At 73.7% G+C, this 17425-nt stretch carries 17 protein-coding genes, 1 tRNA gene and 3 pseudogenes; 8 read left to right on the top strand and 13 right to left on the bottom strand.

The features are described from left to right. Window positions 1-81: 81 nt before the first annotated feature. From EF903_RS14025 to EF903_RS14005, 5 genes are all read left to right on the top strand, one after another. Window positions 82-606 carry a rhodanese-like domain-containing protein gene (locus EF903_RS14025; RefSeq protein ID WP_125543552.1) on the top strand — a complete coding sequence of 175 codons (525 nt, stop codon included), beginning with the start codon at window positions 82-84 and terminating at the stop codon, window positions 604-606. Between the two features lie 123 nt (window positions 607-729). Then, window positions 730-996 carry a metal-sensitive transcriptional regulator gene (locus tag EF903_RS14020; protein ID WP_114055154.1) on the top strand — a complete coding sequence of 89 codons (267 nt, stop codon included), beginning with the start codon at window positions 730-732 and terminating at the stop codon, window positions 994-996. Window positions 997-1158: 162 nt separating this feature from the next. Next, a complete protein-coding gene (locus tag EF903_RS14015) occupies window positions 1159-1953 on the top strand; it encodes a 3-hydroxybutyrate dehydrogenase (protein ID WP_125543550.1) in 795 nt (264 codons plus the stop codon). A 140-nt stretch (window positions 1954-2093) separates the two neighbouring features. Next, entirely contained in the window at window positions 2094-3473 is a 1380-nt protein-coding gene (locus EF903_RS14010; RefSeq protein WP_125543549.1) for an MFS transporter, read from the top strand. Between the two features lie 101 nt (window positions 3474-3574). Then, window positions 3575-5515 carry a GAF domain-containing protein gene (locus EF903_RS14005; protein ID WP_125543548.1) on the top strand — a complete coding sequence of 647 codons (1941 nt, stop codon included), beginning with the start codon at window positions 3575-3577 and terminating at the stop codon, window positions 5513-5515. Between the two features lie 142 nt (window positions 5516-5657). On the opposite strand, the pseudogene EF903_RS35225 reads toward EF903_RS14005, so the two are convergent. The 5 genes and pseudogenes from EF903_RS35225 to EF903_RS13985 form a co-directional block, all read right to left on the bottom strand. Further along, window positions 5658-5903 (bottom strand): annotated as a pseudogene (locus EF903_RS35225) (flotillin family protein); the annotation flags it as partial. Window positions 5904-5905: 2 nt separating this feature from the next. Continuing rightward, window positions 5906-6781 (bottom strand): potassium channel family protein, encoded by an 876-nt coding sequence (locus EF903_RS13995; protein ID WP_125543547.1) that lies wholly within the window; start codon window positions 6779-6781, stop codon window positions 5906-5908. Between the two features lie 61 nt (window positions 6782-6842). Then, complete coding sequence (locus EF903_RS34040; RefSeq protein ID WP_185902653.1) at window positions 6843-6983, bottom strand: hypothetical protein; 141 nt, start codon at window positions 6981-6983, stop codon at window positions 6843-6845. 64 nt (window positions 6984-7047) lie between these two features. Continuing rightward, window positions 7048-7752: pseudogene (locus EF903_RS13990) on the bottom strand (Na+/H+ antiporter NhaA); the annotation flags it as partial. 37 nt (window positions 7753-7789) lie between these two features. Beyond that, window positions 7790-8582 (bottom strand): annotated as a pseudogene (locus EF903_RS13985) (NAD-binding protein); the annotation flags it as partial. Between the two features lie 427 nt (window positions 8583-9009). On the opposite strand from EF903_RS13985, the gene EF903_RS13980 reads away from it, so the two are divergent. Next, complete coding sequence (locus EF903_RS13980) at window positions 9010-10071, top strand: CdaR family transcriptional regulator (protein WP_260615233.1); 1062 nt, start codon at window positions 9010-9012, stop codon at window positions 10069-10071. Window positions 10072-10158: 87 nt separating this feature from the next. Here EF903_RS13980 and EF903_RS13975 read toward each other — a convergent pair whose 3' ends face one another. The 3 genes from EF903_RS13975 to EF903_RS13965 all read right to left on the bottom strand — a co-directional run bounded on the left by EF903_RS13975 (window position 10159) and on the right by EF903_RS13965 (window position 13074). Then, complete coding sequence (locus tag EF903_RS13975) at window positions 10159-11691, bottom strand: polyketide antibiotic transporter (RefSeq protein ID WP_125543544.1); 1533 nt, start codon at window positions 11689-11691, stop codon at window positions 10159-10161. Window positions 11692-11783: 92 nt separating this feature from the next. Further along, the gene (locus tag EF903_RS13970) at window positions 11784-12674 is read right to left on the bottom strand and encodes an ABC transporter ATP-binding protein (protein WP_125543543.1); all 891 of its coding nucleotides are present in this window, start codon (window positions 12672-12674) and stop codon (window positions 11784-11786) included. 326 nt (window positions 12675-13000) lie between these two features. After that, window positions 13001-13074: transfer RNA gene (locus EF903_RS13965), tRNA-Pro, on the bottom strand. Between the two features lie 147 nt (window positions 13075-13221). Here EF903_RS13965 and EF903_RS13960 point away from each other — a divergent pair. Both EF903_RS13960 and EF903_RS13955 read left to right on the top strand, forming a co-directional pair. Next, window positions 13222-13923, top strand: a complete 702-nt coding sequence (locus tag EF903_RS13960) for a transketolase (protein ID WP_125543542.1) — start codon at window positions 13222-13224, stop codon at window positions 13921-13923. A 46-nt stretch (window positions 13924-13969) separates the two neighbouring features. Next, the gene (locus tag EF903_RS13955; protein ID WP_125543541.1) at window positions 13970-14866 is read left to right on the top strand and encodes a transketolase family protein; all 897 of its coding nucleotides are present in this window, start codon (window positions 13970-13972) and stop codon (window positions 14864-14866) included. Between the two features lie 9 nt (window positions 14867-14875). On the opposite strand, the gene EF903_RS13950 is transcribed toward EF903_RS13955, so the two are convergent. From EF903_RS13950 to EF903_RS13930, 5 genes are all read right to left on the bottom strand, one after another. After that, on the bottom strand, window positions 14876-15232 hold the full coding sequence (locus EF903_RS13950) for an MmcQ/YjbR family DNA-binding protein (RefSeq protein ID WP_125543540.1): 357 nt from the start codon (window positions 15230-15232) through the stop codon (window positions 14876-14878). Between the two features lie 87 nt (window positions 15233-15319). Beyond that, window positions 15320-15871 (bottom strand): GAF domain-containing protein, encoded by a 552-nt coding sequence (locus tag EF903_RS13945; RefSeq protein WP_125543539.1) that lies wholly within the window; start codon window positions 15869-15871, stop codon window positions 15320-15322. Then, entirely contained in the window at window positions 15868-16500 is a 633-nt protein-coding gene (locus EF903_RS13940; RefSeq protein ID WP_125543538.1) for an ATP/GTP-binding protein, read from the bottom strand. Before EF903_RS13940 ends, EF903_RS13945 begins: the two co-directional genes overlap by 4 nt. Continuing rightward, complete coding sequence (locus EF903_RS13935; RefSeq protein ID WP_125543537.1) at window positions 16478-16882, bottom strand: DUF742 domain-containing protein; 405 nt, start codon at window positions 16880-16882, stop codon at window positions 16478-16480. Before EF903_RS13935 ends, EF903_RS13940 begins: the two co-directional genes overlap by 23 nt. Window positions 16883-16896: 14 nt before the next feature. After that, window positions 16897-17325: a roadblock/LC7 domain-containing protein gene (locus EF903_RS13930; protein ID WP_125543551.1), complete on the bottom strand. Its 429-nt coding sequence runs from the start codon at window positions 17323-17325 to the stop codon at window positions 16897-16899. Window positions 17326-17425 lie beyond the last annotated feature (100 nt).

Raw genomic sequence — 17425 nt, 5'->3', positions numbered from 1 at the left:
TTCGAATGGGTGGCCGAAACCAGTCCCTGGCTGCGCGCCGCCGCGGAGGAGGCCGGGCTGCGGGTCCACGCGCATCCCCTGATGGTGCTGGAGCAGTCCGCTCCGGCCGGGCCTGCGCCCCCCGGCGAGTTCCGGACGAGCCACATCCCCGGCGCCTACAACGTCCCCCTGGACACCCTTCGCGAGCACCGCGCCGAACTCCTGGCCCACCTCGACGAGGACGTCGTCCTCGTCTGCCGCTCCGGCGCCCGCGCCGCCCAGGCCGAACAGGCCCTCGCCGAGGCGGGCCTGCCCAACCTGCGCGTCCTCGACGGCGGCATGACGGCCTGGGAAGCCTCCGGCGCCCCCGTCAACCGGGGTGAGGCACGCTGGGAGCTGGAGCGGCAGGTCCGCCTCATCGCCGGAACCGTCGTCCTCGTCACCGGCGTCGTGGGCGTGTTCGTGCCGGGAGCACACCTGATCGGCACCGCGATCGGCGCCGGGCTCACCTTCGCCGCGCTCAGCAACACCTGCGCCATGGGCATGATGCTGGCCAAGCTGCCCTACAACCGGGGCCCGCGCACGGACATCCGCGCCGTCATCGCGTCCCTGCGGGAACGGGCATGATCACGCTGGTCCTCGCGGCGTCCGTCCTCATCGGCGTCAGCCTCGGCATCCTCGGCACGCCCGTGCGCCCTATACCCTAAGGGGTATCCTGCCGGCAAGGAGCCGGCGAGAAGGAGGAACCCGGTGAAGGTGGAAGAAGAGGCGGCGACCGCGGTTCTCAACCGGCTGCGGCGCGCCCAGGGCCAGCTCGCGGGCGTCATCGCCATGATCGAGGCCGGCCGCGACTGCAAGGACGTCGTCACCCAGCTCGCAGCGGTCTCCCGCGCCCTCGACCGGGCCGGCTTCAAGATCGTCGCCAGTGGCATGCGGCAGTGCCTCGCCGAGAGCGAGGAAGGCACGCCCCCGATGAGCGAACAGGAGCTGGAGAAGCTCTTCCTCACCCTGGCGTGACACCCGGAGCCGGGCGGCCGCGGCACTCGGTCCGCGCACCACTCCCCCGCCGGACGCCGGGCGGGCCGTCGCGCCCATGGCGGTGACCACCACTGGACGGTCGCACGCAGTGGCGGTCCACACCATGGGGCAAGCCGGGATCCTTCCCTACCGTTTCCGGCCATGACGAACACATTCCCCGCCCCGGTCCCCCTGCCGCCGCCCTCCGCCGCGGTGGACCTGGGCGGGCGGACGGCGCTGGTGACCGGTGGCGGCGGCGGCATCGGCCGGGCCTGCGCGCTCGCCCTGCGGCAGGCGGGCGCCGCGGTGCACGTCGTCGACCGGGACGGCGCTGCGGCCGAGGCGGTCGCGGAAGCCGTCGGCGGCGAGGCGCACGTGGTCGATCTCGCGGACGGCGCGGCAATCGACCTCCTGCCGTCGGCGGTCGACATCCTGGTCAACAACGCCGGCCTCCAACACGTGGCGCCGCTCGCCGAGTTCCCGCCGGAGCGCTTCGAGCTGATCCAGAAGGTGATGGTCACCGCACCGTTCCTGCTGATGCGCCGGGTCGTGCCGCACATGTACGCACGGGGCTGGGGCCGGATCGTGAACATCTCCAGCGTCCACGGACTGCGCGCCAGCGCCTACAAGTCCGCCTACGTCGCCGCCAAGCACGCCCTGGAGGGGCTGAGCAAGGTCGCCGCGATCGAGGGCGCCCCGCACGGGGTGACCAGCAACTGCGTCAGCCCCGGCTATGTCCGCACCCCGCTCGTCGAGGGCCAGGTCCGCGACCAGGCCGCCGCCCACGGGATCAGCGAGGGCGACGTGCTCAGCGGCGTCCTGCTGGCCCGCTCGCCGGTCAAGCGGCTCCTGGAGCCCGAGGAGGTCGCCGCCGCGGCCCTGTGGCTGTGCGGCCCCCATGCCGGCTGCCTGACCGGCGCGTCCCTCCCGCTCGACGGCGGCTGGACCGCCGGCTGACCTCCCGCACCCCACCGGTGCGCCACGCCCCCGCGCCCCGCACTCCCGCACGCCCGCACGCCCGCACCGCCGCACCCCCGCGTACCCGTACACCCCCGTGTCACCCTGTCCCTGTTCGTCCGCGAGAACCCGGTGAATCCATGCCTGACACCGCCACCACGCACAGAGGCGGCATCGGCCGCATCGTCGGCGCAAGCCTGATCGGCACCACCATCGAGTGGTACGACTTCTTCCTCTACGGCTCCGCCGCCGCACTCGTCTTCAACACGCTGTTCTTCCCCACCACCGACCCGCTCGTGGGCACCCTGATCGCCTTCGTCACCTACGCGATCGGCTTCGTGGCCCGCCCCCTGGGCGGCATCGTCTTCGGCCATTTCGGCGACAGGGTGGGCCGGAAGAAACTGCTGGTGATCAGCCTCCTGATGATGGGCGGCGCCACCTTCGCCATGGGCCTGCTGCCCACCTACGAAACCATCGGCGTCGGGGCACCGATCCTGCTGACCGTACTGCGCCTGGTCCAGGGCTTCGCGCTGGGCGGCGAGTGGGGCGGCGCCGTCCTCATCGTCTCCGAGCACGGCGGGGACGAGCACCGCGGCTTCTGGGCGTCCTGGCCGCAGGCCGGAGCCCCCGGCGGCAACCTGCTCGCCACCGGCGTCCTGGCCCTGCTGGCCGCCGTCCAGTCGGACGCCGCCTTCCAGTCCTGGGGCTGGCGCGTCCCGTTCCTGCTCTCCGGGCTCCTGGTGGGCATCGGGCTGTGGATCCGCGTCTCGGTCTCGGAGTCCCCGGTCTTCCTCGAAGCCCAGGCCAAGGCCGAGGCGGAGGCCGCCCGGGGCGTGAAGCAGAAGGCCCCGGTCGTCCAGGTGTTCCGGCGCCACCGGCGCGAGGTGCTGTCGGCGATCGGCACCCGTTTCGGCGAGAACATCTCGTACTACATCCTCACCTCCTTCCTCCTCGTGTACGCCACCGTGCACCTCGGGCTCGCCAAGAGCACCGCTCTGAACGCGGTCCTGATCGGCTCCGCCGTCCACTTCGCCACCATCCCCCTGTGGGGAGTGCTCTCCGACCGCGTCGGACGCCGGCCCGTCACGCTGATCGGCTCCGTCGGCATGGCCGCCTGGGCGTTCGTCTTCTTCGGCCTCGTCGACTCCGGGTCGCCCGCCGTGATCACGCTGGCCGTGACCGCCGGCCTGCTGCTGCACGGAGCAATGTACGGGCCGCAGGCCGCGTTCATCTCCGAGATGTTCGACACCAGGGTCCGCTACTCCGGTGCCTCCATGGGCTCCCAGATCGCCTCGATCATCGCGGGCGCGCTCGCCCCGATCATCGCCATCGAACTCCTCAAGGACCACGGCTCCTCCCTCCCCGTCAGCGTCTACCTCTGCGCGGCGGCCGTGGTCACCACCGTCACCGTGGCGCTCACCCGGGAGACCCGGGGCCGCGATCTCCGCCGCTCCCGCGACGAGGAGGAGGCGGCGGCCCCGGCCGCACCGGCGGCGGTCTCCGGCGGAGGGCGGGGGTAGCGTCGGCCTTCGCCGGCCGTCCCGGTCGGCCGTCGTCGCGGACGGACGCGGCAGACCGGGCACCGACCGCACCATCCGCTCCCAGGCCGCGAGGAGGCCCCATGACCGCCGGCCGTCGCAGTGACGCCCGGTTGCCCGCATCCGCCCGGGCGGCCCGCCGCATGCTGGACCTCCTCGCCGCCGACGCCCCCACCGAGGAACTGGCGGCGCAGCCCGCGCGCCTGCGGGCCGAGGGAGCCGGACCGGCGGAAGACGCGTGGATCGAGGAGACCACCGAGGTCGCCCTGTCGGTGCGGCGGGTACTCGACCAGCACCGGCGCCGCGAGGCCGAGCTGGTGGCCCTGTTCGACACCGCGGGCGACCTGGCCGCCCTGCGCGACCTCGACGCCGTGCTGCGCGCCATCGTCCGCCGGGCCAGAACCCTCCTCGGCGCCGACGTGGCCTACCTCACCCTCCACGACCCGGCCGCGCACGACACCTTCATGCGCGTCACCGACGGATCCGTCTCCGCGGCCTTCCAGCAGCTCCGCCTCGGCATGGGGGAAGGCCTGGGCGGCCTCGTCGCGCAGACCTCCCGCCCCTACGCCAGCATCGACTACCGCACCGACCGGCGCTTCCGGCACACCGAGGCGATCGACGACGGTGTGGCCGAGGAGGGGCTGCGCGGAATCCTCGGGGTACCGCTGCGGCTCGGCGAGGAGATCATCGGCGTGCTGTTCGCGGCGGACCGCACGCCACGCGAGTTCACCCCCGACGCCATTGCCCTCCTCGCCTCACTCGCCGACCACGCCGCCGTCGCCATCGACGGCGCCCGCCTCCTCGAGGAGACCCGCAACACGCTCGTCCGGCTCGAAGCCGCCAACGCCACGGCCCGCGCGCACAGCGAGACCCTGCACCAGGCCTCCGACGCCCACGACCGCCTCAGCAGGCTGGTGCTGCGCGGCGCGGGAGTGGACGAGGTGGCGGCCGAGATCGCGGCGCTTCTCGGTGGCGGGGTGGCCGTCCACGACACCGACGGCAGTGAGTTGGCCCGAGCCGGCACCGAACCGTTCACCCCCTCTCCCGAGAGCCTCGCCGCCTCCCGCGCCGAAGGGCGTGCGGTCCACGCCGGCGGCGTCTGGACCTGCGCCGTCCTCGCCGGATCCGAGCCCCTGGGAAGCATCATCCTCACCGGCCCCACGGACCTGCCGGAGGCCGACCGCCGCCTCTTCGAACGCGCGGCGCTGGTCACCGCGATGCTGCTGCTGATGCGCCGGTCCGTCGCCGAGGCCGAGGACCGCGTCCGGGGCGAACTCCTCGACGACCTCCTCGCGGGCCCGGGCGCATCCGCCCACCGCGACGGCGGCAGCCTCACCCTGCGGGCGCGGCGTCTCGGCGTCGACCTCGGCCGGCCCCATGCCGTCGCCGCCCTCGACTGCGAACCGGCTCTGCGCCCCCGCCTCGCCGCGGAGACCGCCCGCACCGCCCGCGGACTCGGAGGCCTCGCGGGCACCCGGCACGGCCACGTCGTCCTGCTCGCGCCCTCCGACCGGCCCGGAGCCCTCGCCCGCGGCCTCGCAGCCGACCTCTCCCGCGTCCTCGGCGCCCCCGTCACCGCGGGCGCCGCCGGGCCCGGGACCGGGCCGGAACACCACGCCCACCTGTACGCCGAGGCCGTGCGCTGCCTCGGGGCCCTGCACGCGCTCGACCGCACCGGCGAGGGAGCCGACACCGCCGAGCTGGGCTTCGTCGGCGTCCTGCTGGGCGACCGGGCCGACATCGGCGCGTACGTCGGGCGGGTCCTCGGCCCCGTCCTCGCCTACGACGCCGAACGGGGCACCGACCTGGTGCGCACCCTGGAGGCCTACTACGCCCGGGGAGCCAGCCTCTCGCGCGCCAAGGACGCCCTCCACGTCCACGTGAACACGGTCGTCCAGCGCCTCGACCGCGTCGCCCAACTGCTCGGCCCCGGCTGGAACAGCCCCGACAGCGCGCTGGAGATCCAGCTGGCGCTCCGCCTGCACCGCCTCGCCCGTGGCACCGACACGCCACCGCACCCCTGACGGGGGCGGTGGTACCGCACGACGAAGCGGGCCGGCCCCCGAGACGATCGAAGGGCGACGTCAGGGTCCACGTCCCGGCTGGCGGGATGGCCGTGCACCCGGCCCGCATCCCCGGTGCGGGCCCGGCGTCCGTCGCTCCCGGCTATTCCGCGATAATGATCTTGCCGTTGACCTCGGCCTGCGGGGTGTCCGGGCCCGGCTTGGGAGTGGTGAGCCCCTTCAGGAGCTGGGCGAGGTCGACGCCGGTGGTGGAGCCGAGGAGTTCCGTGCCCTGGGCGACGTTGTCGGCGACCGTGCGGGACAGCCTGCTCGCGCCGTCGGTGGAGATGACGGTCGTCTTGTCGATGGCGGCGAGGGGTTCGGCCGCCTTGGCGACGACCTGGGGCAGGGCTACGCCCCGGAACGGCGGCCGTGGTCGCGGGCGAAGGCGTCGAGGATCTGCCGCGGTGTGCCGCCGGTGTGCAGGAACCGCTGGTCGAGGATGAGCGCGAGGTCTTCCAGCGCGGCGCGGAGTACCGCTGCCGAGAGCCGGACGTCCGGATGGCGGGCGCCGGCGGCCTGGTCCGCGAGATTGCCCGCGTAGGTGATGTGGCGGGCGAGGGAGGTGCGGTCGTCGCCGTCGTGGAAGTAGTAGGACTCGGCGTACTGCATGAAGTCGACCGAGACCACCGAGAACCCCGCCGCCAGACTGTCCACGATCGCCGCCCCCGCGTGGGTGTCGATCCGCTCGGTCGTGGGATGGGTGCGCGAGAGGTGGGACAGGCGCAGAGCCAGCGCGCGGCGGCGGGCGAGCGCCGGGTAGATGCCGAGGGTCCACGAGACCGTCGCGGTCAGCAGGACGAAGCCGACGAGGGCTTCCATCGGGGCCAGGACGCGCAGCCAGCCCTCGCCCGGTGCGATGTCTCCCAGGCCGAGCGTGGAGACGTGGACCAGGGAGACGTACAGCGCGTCGACGAACCTTGCGTGCTCGGCGGGCTCGAGTCCGGCGGTATACGTGAATCCGCCCGGCATGTGCGGCCAGTAGACCAGCGCCCACCCCACCACCACCGTCAGGGCCCAGGTCGCGACCACGCCCACCATCGCCAGGGGACCGGCCAGCCCCGAGGCCCGGCGGCCCGCCGCGAGGCGGCCGGACAACCGCCACGCGCCCGTCATGATCAGTCGGCTCAGACCCCCGTGCCGGGTCGGGTGCCACAGGGTATGGAACACATCCCGCAGGACGTACAGCACCATACCGACCCCCGCAAGGTTGAACAGCCAGGCCATCCGACTCCCCTTTCCTCGACGTGGCTCCTATACCCGCCTTCCGCCGGTGGCCGCGCGAACGTCAGTCCGGTGGCAGGTGTCCACCGATGGTGAAGGCGGCAGAGGCTCCCGCCGGCACCGGCTGCCAGTGCGCGGTGGCCGGCCGGAAGCACCACTGCCGGTTCCCGGGGTCGCGCAGGGCGGCGACCGCCGTCCTGGCCATCAGGGCTGCGATGACGAGGGCCGGCGCCCGGAGCGTCGCGCCCCCCTGCTCCCTTCCCGCTGTGTCAGCGGACGGCACCGGGCTCAGCGGTGCGCTGGTAGATGTCCGGGATGCCGTCGGCGTCGGCGTCGAGCGTCTCCTCCTCGTACAGGCGCCGGTAGATCCCGTTGCGGCGCCGGAGCAGGAAGGCGGCCAGTACGGCGGCGATGAGGGAGCCGACCAGGACCGCGGCCTTGACGTGCTCACCGGCTTCCGCACCGGGGAAGGCGAGTTCGCCGATGAGGAGGGCGACGGTGAAGCCGATCCCCGCGAGGACGGCGAGGCCGAAGACGTCGGCCCAGGCCAGATCCGGGTTGAGGCGGGCACGGGTGTAGCGGGCGGCGAGGTAGGTGCCGCCGAACACGCCGAGGATCTTTCCGGCCACCAGTCCGACGACGACGCCGAGGGGTTCGGGGCTGGTGAAGACCTCTGCCAGAGCGCCGCCGGAGATGGAGACGCCGGCGGCGAAGAGGGCGAAGAGGGGGACGGCCACGCCGGCGGAGAAGGGGTGGAGGAGGTGCGAGGTGCGGGCGCCGGGCGACGTCTCCTCGCCCTTGTCGGTGGTGGTGCGCAGGATCAGGCCCATGGCGACTCCGGCGACGGTGGCATGGATGCCGCTGTTGTACATCAGGGCCCAGATGGCCATGCCGAGCGGGACGTACCACCACCAGCCGCGTACCCGGAACCGCTGCAGCGCGTAGAAGACGGCGAGGCCGGCGAGGGCGCCGCCGCGGCGAGCCGGCTGCCGGACTGTTGCGGGCCGGCGTAGGAGACCGCTTCCAGGGCGACGGTGCCCCGGCCCGTCGCGGCCGCGACCGCCCGATCGTCCGGCAGCAGCTGCGGTCCGCGCTCCCCGCTGTACTCGGCTCCCTCGGCGCCGGCCGGGTCGGCAGTCGTCGCTGACAGCAATGCCAGCGTGCACAGCCCGGGATCGGCCACCTCCCCCCGGCCCGGCGGGGTGCGCTCCACGGCCCGCAGCAGCAGCCCGTCCGCCTGGACGACCTTGCCCGTGCCTGCGACGGCGGTCGCCGCCAGTGCGGGCGCCGCTGTGTCCGCGTCCGAGAGCACGGTGGTCGAGGAGTCGAGCTCACGCAGGTCGATGCCGGGGTCGGCGATGATCGCCGCCTGATCGAGCAGTTCCTCCAGGTGCTGCCCGAGCTTGCGGTTGTAGAGCCGGATCACCAACCTCAGCCTCGGGTTCAGCCGCCGGGCCAGCAACGCCGCCCGCAAGTTGGTCTCGTCGTCCTCGTAGACCAGCGCCAGTGCCGAGGCGCCCGCCACCCCGGCCGCCGCCAGCACCTCCTCGGTGGGTTCGACGGCCTCCACCCACCGCACTTCCCGTCCCGTCGGCCGCTCGGCGGACTCCGGACGAGTGGGCCGCGAGGAGGGAAACCGGGCCCACAGGCCGGCACCGAGACCGAACCCGCCCCCGAATCGGGGGTCCGCCCCGGCCTGGCCGGCCGGGCGTGTCGGCACCACGAGCGTCACCCGCTCCCGGTACACGTCCCGAAGCTCGGCCGTCAGGCGATGGGCCAGCCCGTCGTCCCCACAGACCACCATCCGGCCCCCTGCGCCCGGGGGTTGGGGTGACGAAGACGACGATGACACGATTCCAGGATGCACGGCCCCTCCAATGTCCCCGAGGGCCACGTCCCGAACAGCGGTCACGGCCTTCCCACCGCCACCCGCACGCACTGGACGGGCGCAACGGCAGAGCCGTCGCCACCGCCGCCTCGCCACTCACCGCCGCCGGAGCCCCCCGACACCCCCGGCAGCGCGCGACCCACCACGACTCCCCGCACACAAGCCCGGATCACGGCAACTGGTTCGCGTTCTCATCCTGCACGGGCCCGCCCTTCTCCGCACTGCCGGTGGCGGGCAGTCTTCACGCCTCTGTGATGCCGGTGTCGGCAGCGTCCGGTGCCGCATGCCACCCTTGTCCGGCGTCAAGGACGTGTCAGAGAAGCGTCGGGATCGGGGAGCAATCGTGGCAGAACGCACCGTGGCGGAGGAGTATCTGGCGGGGTACGCCCCGTTGCTGCTCGATGCCTGCGGCACCGGCCGCCGCCTCACCCGGGCCGAACTGGATGCCCGCCGAGCCGAGGGTGAGCGGGCGGCCGAGGCGAATCTGGGCCTGCGCGTCCTCGTACGCGCACACCTGGCCGAGGCACGCAGAGTCCAGGAATCCCTGACCGCGCCACAGACCGCCGGTCTGCTCGCCGTCGTCGAGCAGGCGCTGGACGCCTTCACCGAGGGCTTCGAACGGGCACCCCAGCTGGCCGTACGTCAGGAGGAGGCCGCACGAAGGGAGTTCATCGACGACCTTCTCTACGGAGGCAGCGACCTCGGCCGCCTCGCCGAGCGCGCCGAGCGCTTCGGCCTGCGCCTGTCCGGTGCCCACGCGGTGGCCGTCGCCATCGGCCCGGAGCCGTACGGGGACGGCTATCCCGTGGCTCGGAGCATCGAAGCGGCCGTCCACGCCCGCTTCGGGAACCGGCACACCCTGCTGGCCACCAAGGAAGGCCGCCTCATCTGCGTCGCACCGGGCGATCAGCCCGATGTCCTGGCGTTCTTCGCCAAGCAGGCGTACGCGGCGACCGACGGCGGCCGGGTCGCCGTGGGCCGCACCCATCCCGGACCGGGCGGTGTCGTCCACTCCTACGAGGAGGCCCTCAACGCCCTGGACCTCGCCGACCGGATGAACCTGGAAGGACCCGTCCTGCACGCCTCCGACCTGCTCGTCTACCCGGTCCTCGCGCGGGACCGCCAGGCGATGTCCGACCTCGTGGAAACCACCCTCGGCCCGCTGCGGGAAGCCCGCGGCGGGGCACAGCCGTTGATCGACACGCTCTCCGCCTACTTCGACTGCGGCTGCGTCGCCGTGGAAGCCGCACGCCGCCTCTCACTCAGCGTGCGCGCCCTGACCTACCGGCTGGAACGCATACGCTCCCTCACCCAGACCGACCCGGGCGACCCCCGGCACCGCTACACCCTCCAGACCGCAGTCATCGGGGCGCGGCTACTGGGCTGGCCGGACGCCTCGTCCTGACTCCGGGAAGGGACGTCGGAAGGTGAACCGGTGGCCGAGCTGGCCAGTCGTTTCTTCCCGATTGCGGAGACAGGTCTGGCCGCCGGGTCAGACGTGCAGGTCACGCAGCCGGTAGCCCACAGCCCCAAAGCCTGTCGCGAGCACCGCGACGGCGACCATGAGGAGGGAGGCCGGCCAATGGGCCGCAGCGTCGGGCACGGCGGCAAGATGGGTGAACGGGGAGAGCTGGGCCACCCACTTCGGCAGTCCCGAGCTGTCGGCGAGAACTTTCAAAAGGAATCCGCCCGCAGCCGGTAGCGAGCCGACGAGGGCGACAGCCCGTGGTGTCCAGCCCAGTGCGAGCACGCCGGCGCCCAGGCACAGGAACGCGATCGGCAGCACGTTCCAGGCACCGGCGAGGGCAGCGGCAAGGCCGAGGTCGGCGCCGGCGGCCTGAGTCCCGGCCCAGGTCGCCAGACCGGCCACCGTCACGAGAACGACGACGCCCCCGCACACGGCGGTGATCTCACCGAAGAGCAGGCGCGTCCGGGTGACGGGCTGGGCGAACAGCAGGGTCAGCCGTCGGCCGGCCTCGTCGGCGGCGAGGGCGGCCAGGCGGACGGCGGCAAAGGTCCCGGCAGGGACGGCCAGCAGCGCGAACAGAGTCGACGCGTATCCGCGGACGGTGCCGAGCCCGGCGAATCCGGCCTGTGCAGCGAGCTCCGCGAAGTTCGGGTTGTCAGTGAGGAAGGCCGTCATGGACAGGGCCAGTACCCCGATGAGCAGGTAGTAGGCGCCGACCCCGGCGGACCAGGCGGCCAGGGGCCGCAGCGTTCGGCGTACGGCGAAGCCCTGGACCGAGCCGAGCAGCCTCAATCCGGGGGCCCTGCCGGAGGTCGGGCGCAGACAGCCGCCCCGGATGTCGCGTCGCCCGGAAACCGTTACCGCGGTGATGGCGAGAGCGAGGCAGGCGGCGGCGAGAGGCAGCAGGGGCCCGAGGCGAGCCCCGTCGTAGGGGCGGGTCAGGGCGGTCAGCCCGAACGGGGTGAGCCAGCGCATCCATTCCAGGGCCGGAACGCCGTCCGCGACCATCTTCGCCAGCAGGCCGACGCCGAGGAAGGTCACGGCTGCGCCGCTGGCCGACCCCCGAGAAGCGAAGACCTGAGCGGTCATCGCACCGACCGCGGCAAAGAACACACCGCACAGAGCCAGGCCCGCGCCGTGTACCGCGGCCCCGCGCGCAGAGGCGCCCGAGGCGACCAGAGCAGCGAATGCCGCTGTGCCGGCGGCGAGTTGCACCGCGGCCAGGACGGCGACGTGGTGCGCCACGACGGTGGTGACGGGAACTCGGCCGGCGAGCAGGACATCCCACCGGCCTGCGTCCTCCTCCCCCCGGGTGATCCGTGTCGCAGCGAGCAGCCCCCACACGGCGAGCACCACGGCCAGCGCGGTGCCCGTGCGCCAGACGGCGAAGCCGCCGGGGTCGTCCAGCGCGGCCGGTTCGCCGAACAGGGTTCGGATCGCCGGGTTTCCTGCCAGTGCCTCCAGCGCTGCGGCGTCTTCCACGTCCTCGAAGGCGCTTCGATGGGCGGCGACCGCCGCCGCCGACATCACGGCGGTCAGCGCGATCGCGACGAGCATGCCTCGCCTCACCTGACGCCAGGCCAGTGCCGTCACCGCCCGCCACGGCGCCCGGCTGCACACGACGGACTCCCCCTGTACGGATGCGGAAGTCATGGCCGGGGCCCGCCGTAGTACCCGAGGAAGATCTCCTCCAGGGAAGGCTCCCTGACCGCGAGGCTGGTGACGTCCGCCGCCGACAGCGCCTGCAGCACGGGCCCGGGCGGACCGGTGAGAGTGAACCGCAGCGAGGTGGGACCGGTCACCTCGACCGCCTCCACGGCGGCCACGCGGCTCAGATCCGGTGGCGCGACGGCGAACGACACCGCCACCTCGGTGCGGTGCATGCGCCGCAGGTCCGCCACGGCGGCGACGTCGACGAGACGCCCGCCGCGCAGAATCGCCACCCTGTCGCAGACTGCCTCGACCTCGGAGAGCTGATGGGAGCTGAGGAACACGGTCTGGCCGCGGTCGCGCGCCTCACCGACAGCGCGCTGGAACTCGCGCTCCATCAGCGGATCGAGGCCGCTGGTCGGCTCGTCCAGCACCAGCAGGGGCGCCCGGCTCGCAAACGCGACCACCAGCGCCACCTTCTGCCGGTTGCCCGTCGAGTACGCCCGTCCCGGTTTCGACAGGTCGAGCTCGAAGCGCCGCACCAGCTCATCCCGGTAGGGCCGGTCGATACCCGGGCCCGTGCGTGCCAGCAGTTCGAGGATTTCGGCTCCGGTCAGCTGCGGCCACAGCACTACGTCGGCGGGCACATAGGCCAGGCGCCGGTGCGTCATGGCGACATCACGCGCGTCCTGGCCGAAGACCGAGGCGCGACCGCCGGTGGGGCGGGCAAGTCCGAGGATCAGCCGGATGGTCGTGGATTTGCCGGCGCCGTTCGGGCCGAGGAATCCGAATACCTCGCCGGGTGCGACACTCAGGTTCAGCCCGTCCAGGGCCAGGACACGGCCGTAGCGCTTGCTCAGCGATTCCGTGGAAACGGCGTGCGGGACCATTGCGGGCCTCCGGTTCGGCGCGGCGGGCACACGGCCCCTCATCGCCGACCAGGCTTCCCGGCACTCCGTCGACGAACGTACTCGCGCGGGAACGCACCGCACAAGACCACGGGGTCAACAGTCACCCTGCTCGCAAGCGGCAGCGCCGGCTGGTTCGCCGACGCGGGCGTCCGGCTGCACGTGCTCCGCAAGATCGCCGGACACGGCTCGCCGGATGACCGCCGTCTGACCCGCTCGGACCGGACGGGTCCCCAACCGGTCCCCAAAACGATCTCGAGGCCGTATCGGATGCTTCCGATACGGCCTCTGACCTGCGTATTCGCAAGTCGGGACGACAGGATTTGAACCTGCGACCCCTTGACCCCCAGTCAAGTGCGCTACCAAGCTGCGCCACGTCCCGATGCCCGCTGACCTGGGGTTTCCCCTCGGCCGAACGCGCATGAGAACAATACCGCACTCCGCGGGGTGGTCGCGCGCACCTTTCCGGTCCGGCGGCGCCGCGGCCGGCTGTTGACCTCAAGCAGACTTGAGGTTGCATGATCCACCCATGTCTCACGCAACCGCGGACCCCGGGGTCCGCCACGAGGACCTGGGCCGCCTGATGGCGCTCATGACGGGGGCCGAGAAGCACGGCCCCGCCGCCACCTCCACGCTCGACGTGCTGTGGGTGCTGTACGACCGCGTCCTGCGGGTCGCACCGGTGACGGCCGGAGATCCCGGCCGGGACCGGTTTCTGCTGTCCAAGGGGCACGGCCCGATGGCCTACTACGCCGTGCTCGCCGCGAAGGGGTTCTTCCCCGTCGACTGGCTGAGCGGCTTCGGCTCGTACGACTCCCCTCTCGGCCACCACCCGGACCGCGTCCTGGTCCCCGGGGTGGAGATCGCCAGCGGCTCGCTCGGCCACGGCCTGCCGCTCGCCGTCGGCAGCGCCCTCGGCCTGCGCGCGCAGGGCCTGGCCGATCCGGCCGTGTGGGTGCTGATCGGCGACGCCGAGCTGGACGAGGGCAGCAATCACGAGGCCCTCGCCTACGCGGGCTCCGCGGGCCTGGAGCGCCTGCACACCGTGGTGATCGACAACGACTCGGCGACGCACGGCTGGCCCGGCGGCGTCGCCTCCCGCTTCGAGGCGGCCGGCTGGTCGGCGGCGACCGTGGACGGCCGCGACCACGAGGCGCTGTACGCGGCGTTCACCGCGCCGCACCCCGGCCGGCCGCACGCCGTCGTCGCCCGCGTCGAGAAGAAGGCCTGACCGGCCCGAGGGGAACCCGAGGGTTCCGGAGATTCTGGAGGATTGTGTGGACACCATGCGGGAGCGGTTCGTCTCCGTGACGTCGCAGCTGCTCGACGAGGACCCGCGGCTGGCGCTGGTGCTGGCCGAGATCACCATGGACGGGTTCCGCCCCGCCCGGGAGCGCCACCCCGACCGGGTGCTGAACGTGGGGATCCGGGAGCAGCTGCTGATCGGGGTGGGCGGGGGGCTGGCCCTCACCGGGATCCGGCCGATCATGCACACGTTCGCCAGTTTCCTGGTGGAGCGGCCGTTCGAGCAGGTCAAGCTGGACTTCGGGCACCAGGGCACGGGGGGTGTGCTGGTCAGCGCCGCGGCGAGCTACGACTGGCCGGCCGGCGGCTTCACGCACATGGCGCCGGGCGACGTGGCCCTGCTGGACACCCTGGACGGCTGGACGGTGCACGTTCCGGGCCATCCGGACGAGGCGGAGGCGCTGCTGCGGCACGCGTACGCCGCCGGGGACGACAAGGTGTACGTCCGGCTTTCGGCGCTGTCGAACGGGGCGCCGCGCCCCGTGGACGGCTCGCGAATGGAGACCGTCCGGGAGGGCGGCTCGGGGGTGGTCGTGGCGGTCGGCCCGATGCTGGACAACGTCCTCGCCGCGACGGAGGGCCTGGACGTGACGGTCCTGTACGCGGCGACGGTCCGGCCCTTCGACGGGGCCGCGCTGCGCGCGGCGGCCGGCCGGGCCGCGGCCGACGTCGTGCTGGTCGAGCCGTACCTGGCCGGCACGTCGGCGGGGGCCGCGGCCGAGGCCCTGGTCGACGTCCCGCACCGGGTGCTGGGGCTGGGCGTGGGCCGGGCGGAGCTGCGCCGCTACGGCACGGTCGACGAGCACACCGCGGCGCACGGCCTGGACGCCCGCTCGCTGCGCGAGCGGATCACCGCCTTCCTGCGCTGAGGCGGCGGGTCACCGGCGGGCGAGTTCGGGGTGTGCCGCGGCGAGCCGCCGCGGGGCGGCCTGGAGCCAGGAGTCGACGAGGATCGCCCGCAGTTCGGCCACGTCCTGGAGGGCCGCGAGGCGGACGCGGAGCCACGCGTAGGCGTCGTCGTGGCCGGCCCGGAGGAAGAACTTTCCGGGCTCGGCCGCGATGAGCTCCTCGCGTTCCTCTCGGGGGCACTTCACGCCCACGGAGGCGTCGTCCTCCTCCAGGGCGGCGAAGATCCGCCCGCCGACCCGGAAGGCGGGCATGCCCCAGGCGGGCTTCTCGCTGCTGTCGGGGAGCGACAGCGCGACCGTACGGACGTCCTCGGCGGTCACGGCCATCCCGACGCCTCCTTCCGGCACCGCGGGGGCGCCGCCGTCGACCGTAGCGTCTGCCGCGGGCCGCCGCGCGGCGCCGGGCCGGGAGGATCAGCCGGCGCGGCGGGCGGCCTCGCGGGCCTGGAGGATCCCGCCGAGTTCCGCGGCCAGCGCCTTGATGCCCGCGAGGCCCTCGGTGCCCCACTTGCGGGGCTCGACGTCCACCGCGCACACCGTGCCGAGCACCATGCCGCCGCGGTCCGTGAGGGGGGCTCCGGCGTAGCTGCGGACGCCGCTCTCGTCGACGACGGCGTTCCCGGCGAACCGGGCGAAGTCGCGTACGTCCTCCAGGACGAGGGCCCGGCCCCGCACGACGACGTGCGGGCAGTAGCCGCGGTCGCGGGGCAGCACCCGGGCGGGGTATCCGCTCGCGGAGGCGCCGGGGACGTGGTGCAGTCCGGCGAAGAACTGGCGTTCCTCGCCGACGAAGTTGACGCCCGTGTACGGGGCGCGCAGCTCCTCGGCGATGTGCCGCGCGAAGGCGTCGAGCTCGCCTTCGGCCCGCTCGCCGAGGCCCAGTTCGCGCAGCCGGACGGCGCGCGCGGGCGCCTCCCGGTCGACGGGCGTGAGCAGCAGGTGTCCGGTCGACTCGTAGTGGGTCACGTCGGTTCCCCCCGATCCGTGGGCTGGGCGGGCACGGCCGGTGCGGCCGTGGACAGCAGGTGGTGGACGAGCTCGGCCAGGACGGCCGTCGCGGAGCCCGTGAGCCGGGCGTCGCAGTGGACGACGGGCACGCCGGGGGTGAGCCCGACCGCTTCGCGGACCTCCCCGGCGGTGTAGCGGTGGCCGCCGTCGAACTCGTTGACGGCGACGACGAACGCGATGCCGCGCCGTTCGAAGAAGTCGACGGCGGGGAAGCAGTCGGCGAGGCGGCGGGTGTCGGCGAGGACGACGGCCCCGAGCGCCCCGGCGCACAGCTCCTCCCACAGGAACCAGAAGCGCTCCTGTCCGGGCGTGCCGAAGAGGTACAGGACGTGGCCGGTGTCCAGGGTGATCCGGCCGAAGTCGAGGGCGACGGTCGTGGCCCTCTTCGCGTCGACGCCGTCGAGGGGGTCGGTGTCCGCGCCGATGCCGCTGAGGAGTTCCTCGGTGCACAGCGGCGGGATCTCGCTGACCGCGCCGACGAAGGTCGTCTTGCCCGCGCCGAAGCCGCCCGCGACGAGGATCTTCAGCGTCGCCGCCCGGGCGGTGGTGGCGGTTCCGGGGAGGTCACAACCTGCGGCGTAGGCCATCGAGCACCGCCTGCAGGAGGGTCCGGTCGTCGGCGGCGGCGCACGGCCCGCCGCCGGGGAAGCGCGGCGCGGACGCCGTGACGGCCCCGGCTTCGACCAGGTCGGACAGGAGGACCTTCGCCACCGCCGCGGGGAGCCGCAGCTGCCCGGCGACCTCGGCGACGGTGACGGCCGCGGCGCCCGCGCAGAGCCGCAGGGCGGCGGTGTGCTCGGCGCCGAGGGGGGCGCGCGGCCGCGCCCCGGTCGCGGCCACCGAGGAGAGCAGGTCGAGGGCGACGGCCGGCCGGGTGCGGCCGCCGCTGGCCGTGTACGGGCGCACGACCCGCCCTGCGGAGTCGTCGAGCCAGGGCGCCGGCTCGCGCGGGCCCCCCTTGCCGGGCACGGCGCGGGCCCGGATCACTCCGCTGCGGCGGCGGGCCGCCGGGGCGGGGCCGCCAGGTAGGGGCGGACGCTCTTGACGAGCATGGCCATCTCGTAGCCGAGGACGCCGGCGTCGGCTTCGCGGTCGGCGAGGACGGCGAGGCAGGTCCCGGATCCGGCGGCCGAGACGAAGACGAGGGCGGTGTCGAGTTCGACGACGACCTGCCGTACTTCGGCGCCGTCGGCGAACCTGGCTCCGGCGCTGCGGCCGAGGGAGTACAGGCCGGAGGCGAGGGCGGCCAGGTGGTCGGCGGCGTCCGCGTCGAGGCCGTGGAGGCATGTGACGAGGCCGTCGCGGGTCAGCAGCACGGCGCTGCGGGTGTACGGGACCCGCTGCACGAGTCCGCTGAGCAGCCAGTCGAGGTCGGAGAGCCGGCTGGTCGCCGTTGCGGTGTCGCCGCCCATGGTGGTGCGCTCCTTGCTGGGTCCGGACTCGGGGTCCGGCATCGGGGTGCGGGTGGGGGTGGGGGTCATGTCTCGCCGTCCGCCTGGGCGAGGCCGAAGC

This window comes from Streptomyces sp. WAC05292 (assembly GCF_003949955.1).
GTDB classification, from domain to species: domain Bacteria; phylum Actinomycetota; class Actinomycetes; order Streptomycetales; family Streptomycetaceae; genus Streptomyces; species Streptomyces globosus.
Note: the sequence above shows the minus strand (reverse complement) of the source record. Positions and strands in the feature narration are given on the sequence as shown.

Bases quoted from the DNA above. Each gene is read 5' to 3' on its own strand.
- EF903_RS14025 (WP_125543552.1), top strand. From the start codon at position 82: ATGGTGCTGGAGCAGTCCGCTCCGGCCGGGCCTGCGCCCCCCGGCGAG.
- EF903_RS14015 (WP_125543550.1), top strand. From the start codon at position 1,159: ATGACGAACACATTCCCCGCCCCGGTCCCCCTGCCGCCGCCCTCCGCC.
- EF903_RS14010 (WP_125543549.1), top strand. From the start codon at position 2,094: ATGCCTGACACCGCCACCACGCACAGAGGCGGCATCGGCCGCATCGTC.
- EF903_RS14005 (WP_125543548.1), top strand. From the start codon at position 3,575: ATGACCGCCGGCCGTCGCAGTGACGCCCGGTTGCCCGCATCCGCCCGG.
- EF903_RS13995 (WP_125543547.1), bottom strand. From the start codon at position 6,781: ATGGCCTGGCTGTTCAACCTTGCGGGGGTCGGTATGGTGCTGTACGTC.
- EF903_RS34040 (WP_185902653.1), bottom strand. From the start codon at position 6,983: ATGGCCAGGACGGCGGTCGCCGCCCTGCGCGACCCCGGGAACCGGCAG.
- EF903_RS13975 (WP_125543544.1), bottom strand. From the start codon at position 11,691: ATGCTCGTCGCGATCGCGCTGACCGCCGTGATGTCGGCGGCGGCGGTC.
- EF903_RS13970 (WP_125543543.1), bottom strand. From the start codon at position 12,674: ATGGTCCCGCACGCCGTTTCCACGGAATCGCTGAGCAAGCGCTACGGC.
- EF903_RS13960 (WP_125543542.1), top strand. From the start codon at position 13,222: ATGTCTCACGCAACCGCGGACCCCGGGGTCCGCCACGAGGACCTGGGC.
- EF903_RS13950 (WP_125543540.1), bottom strand. From the start codon at position 15,232: ATGGCCGTGACCGCCGAGGACGTCCGTACGGTCGCGCTGTCGCTCCCC.
- EF903_RS13940 (WP_125543538.1), bottom strand. From the start codon at position 16,500: ATGGCCTACGCCGCAGGTTGTGACCTCCCCGGAACCGCCACCACCGCC.
- EF903_RS13930 (WP_125543551.1), bottom strand. From the start codon at position 17,325: ATGGGCGGCGACACCGCAACGGCGACCAGCCGGCTCTCCGACCTCGAC.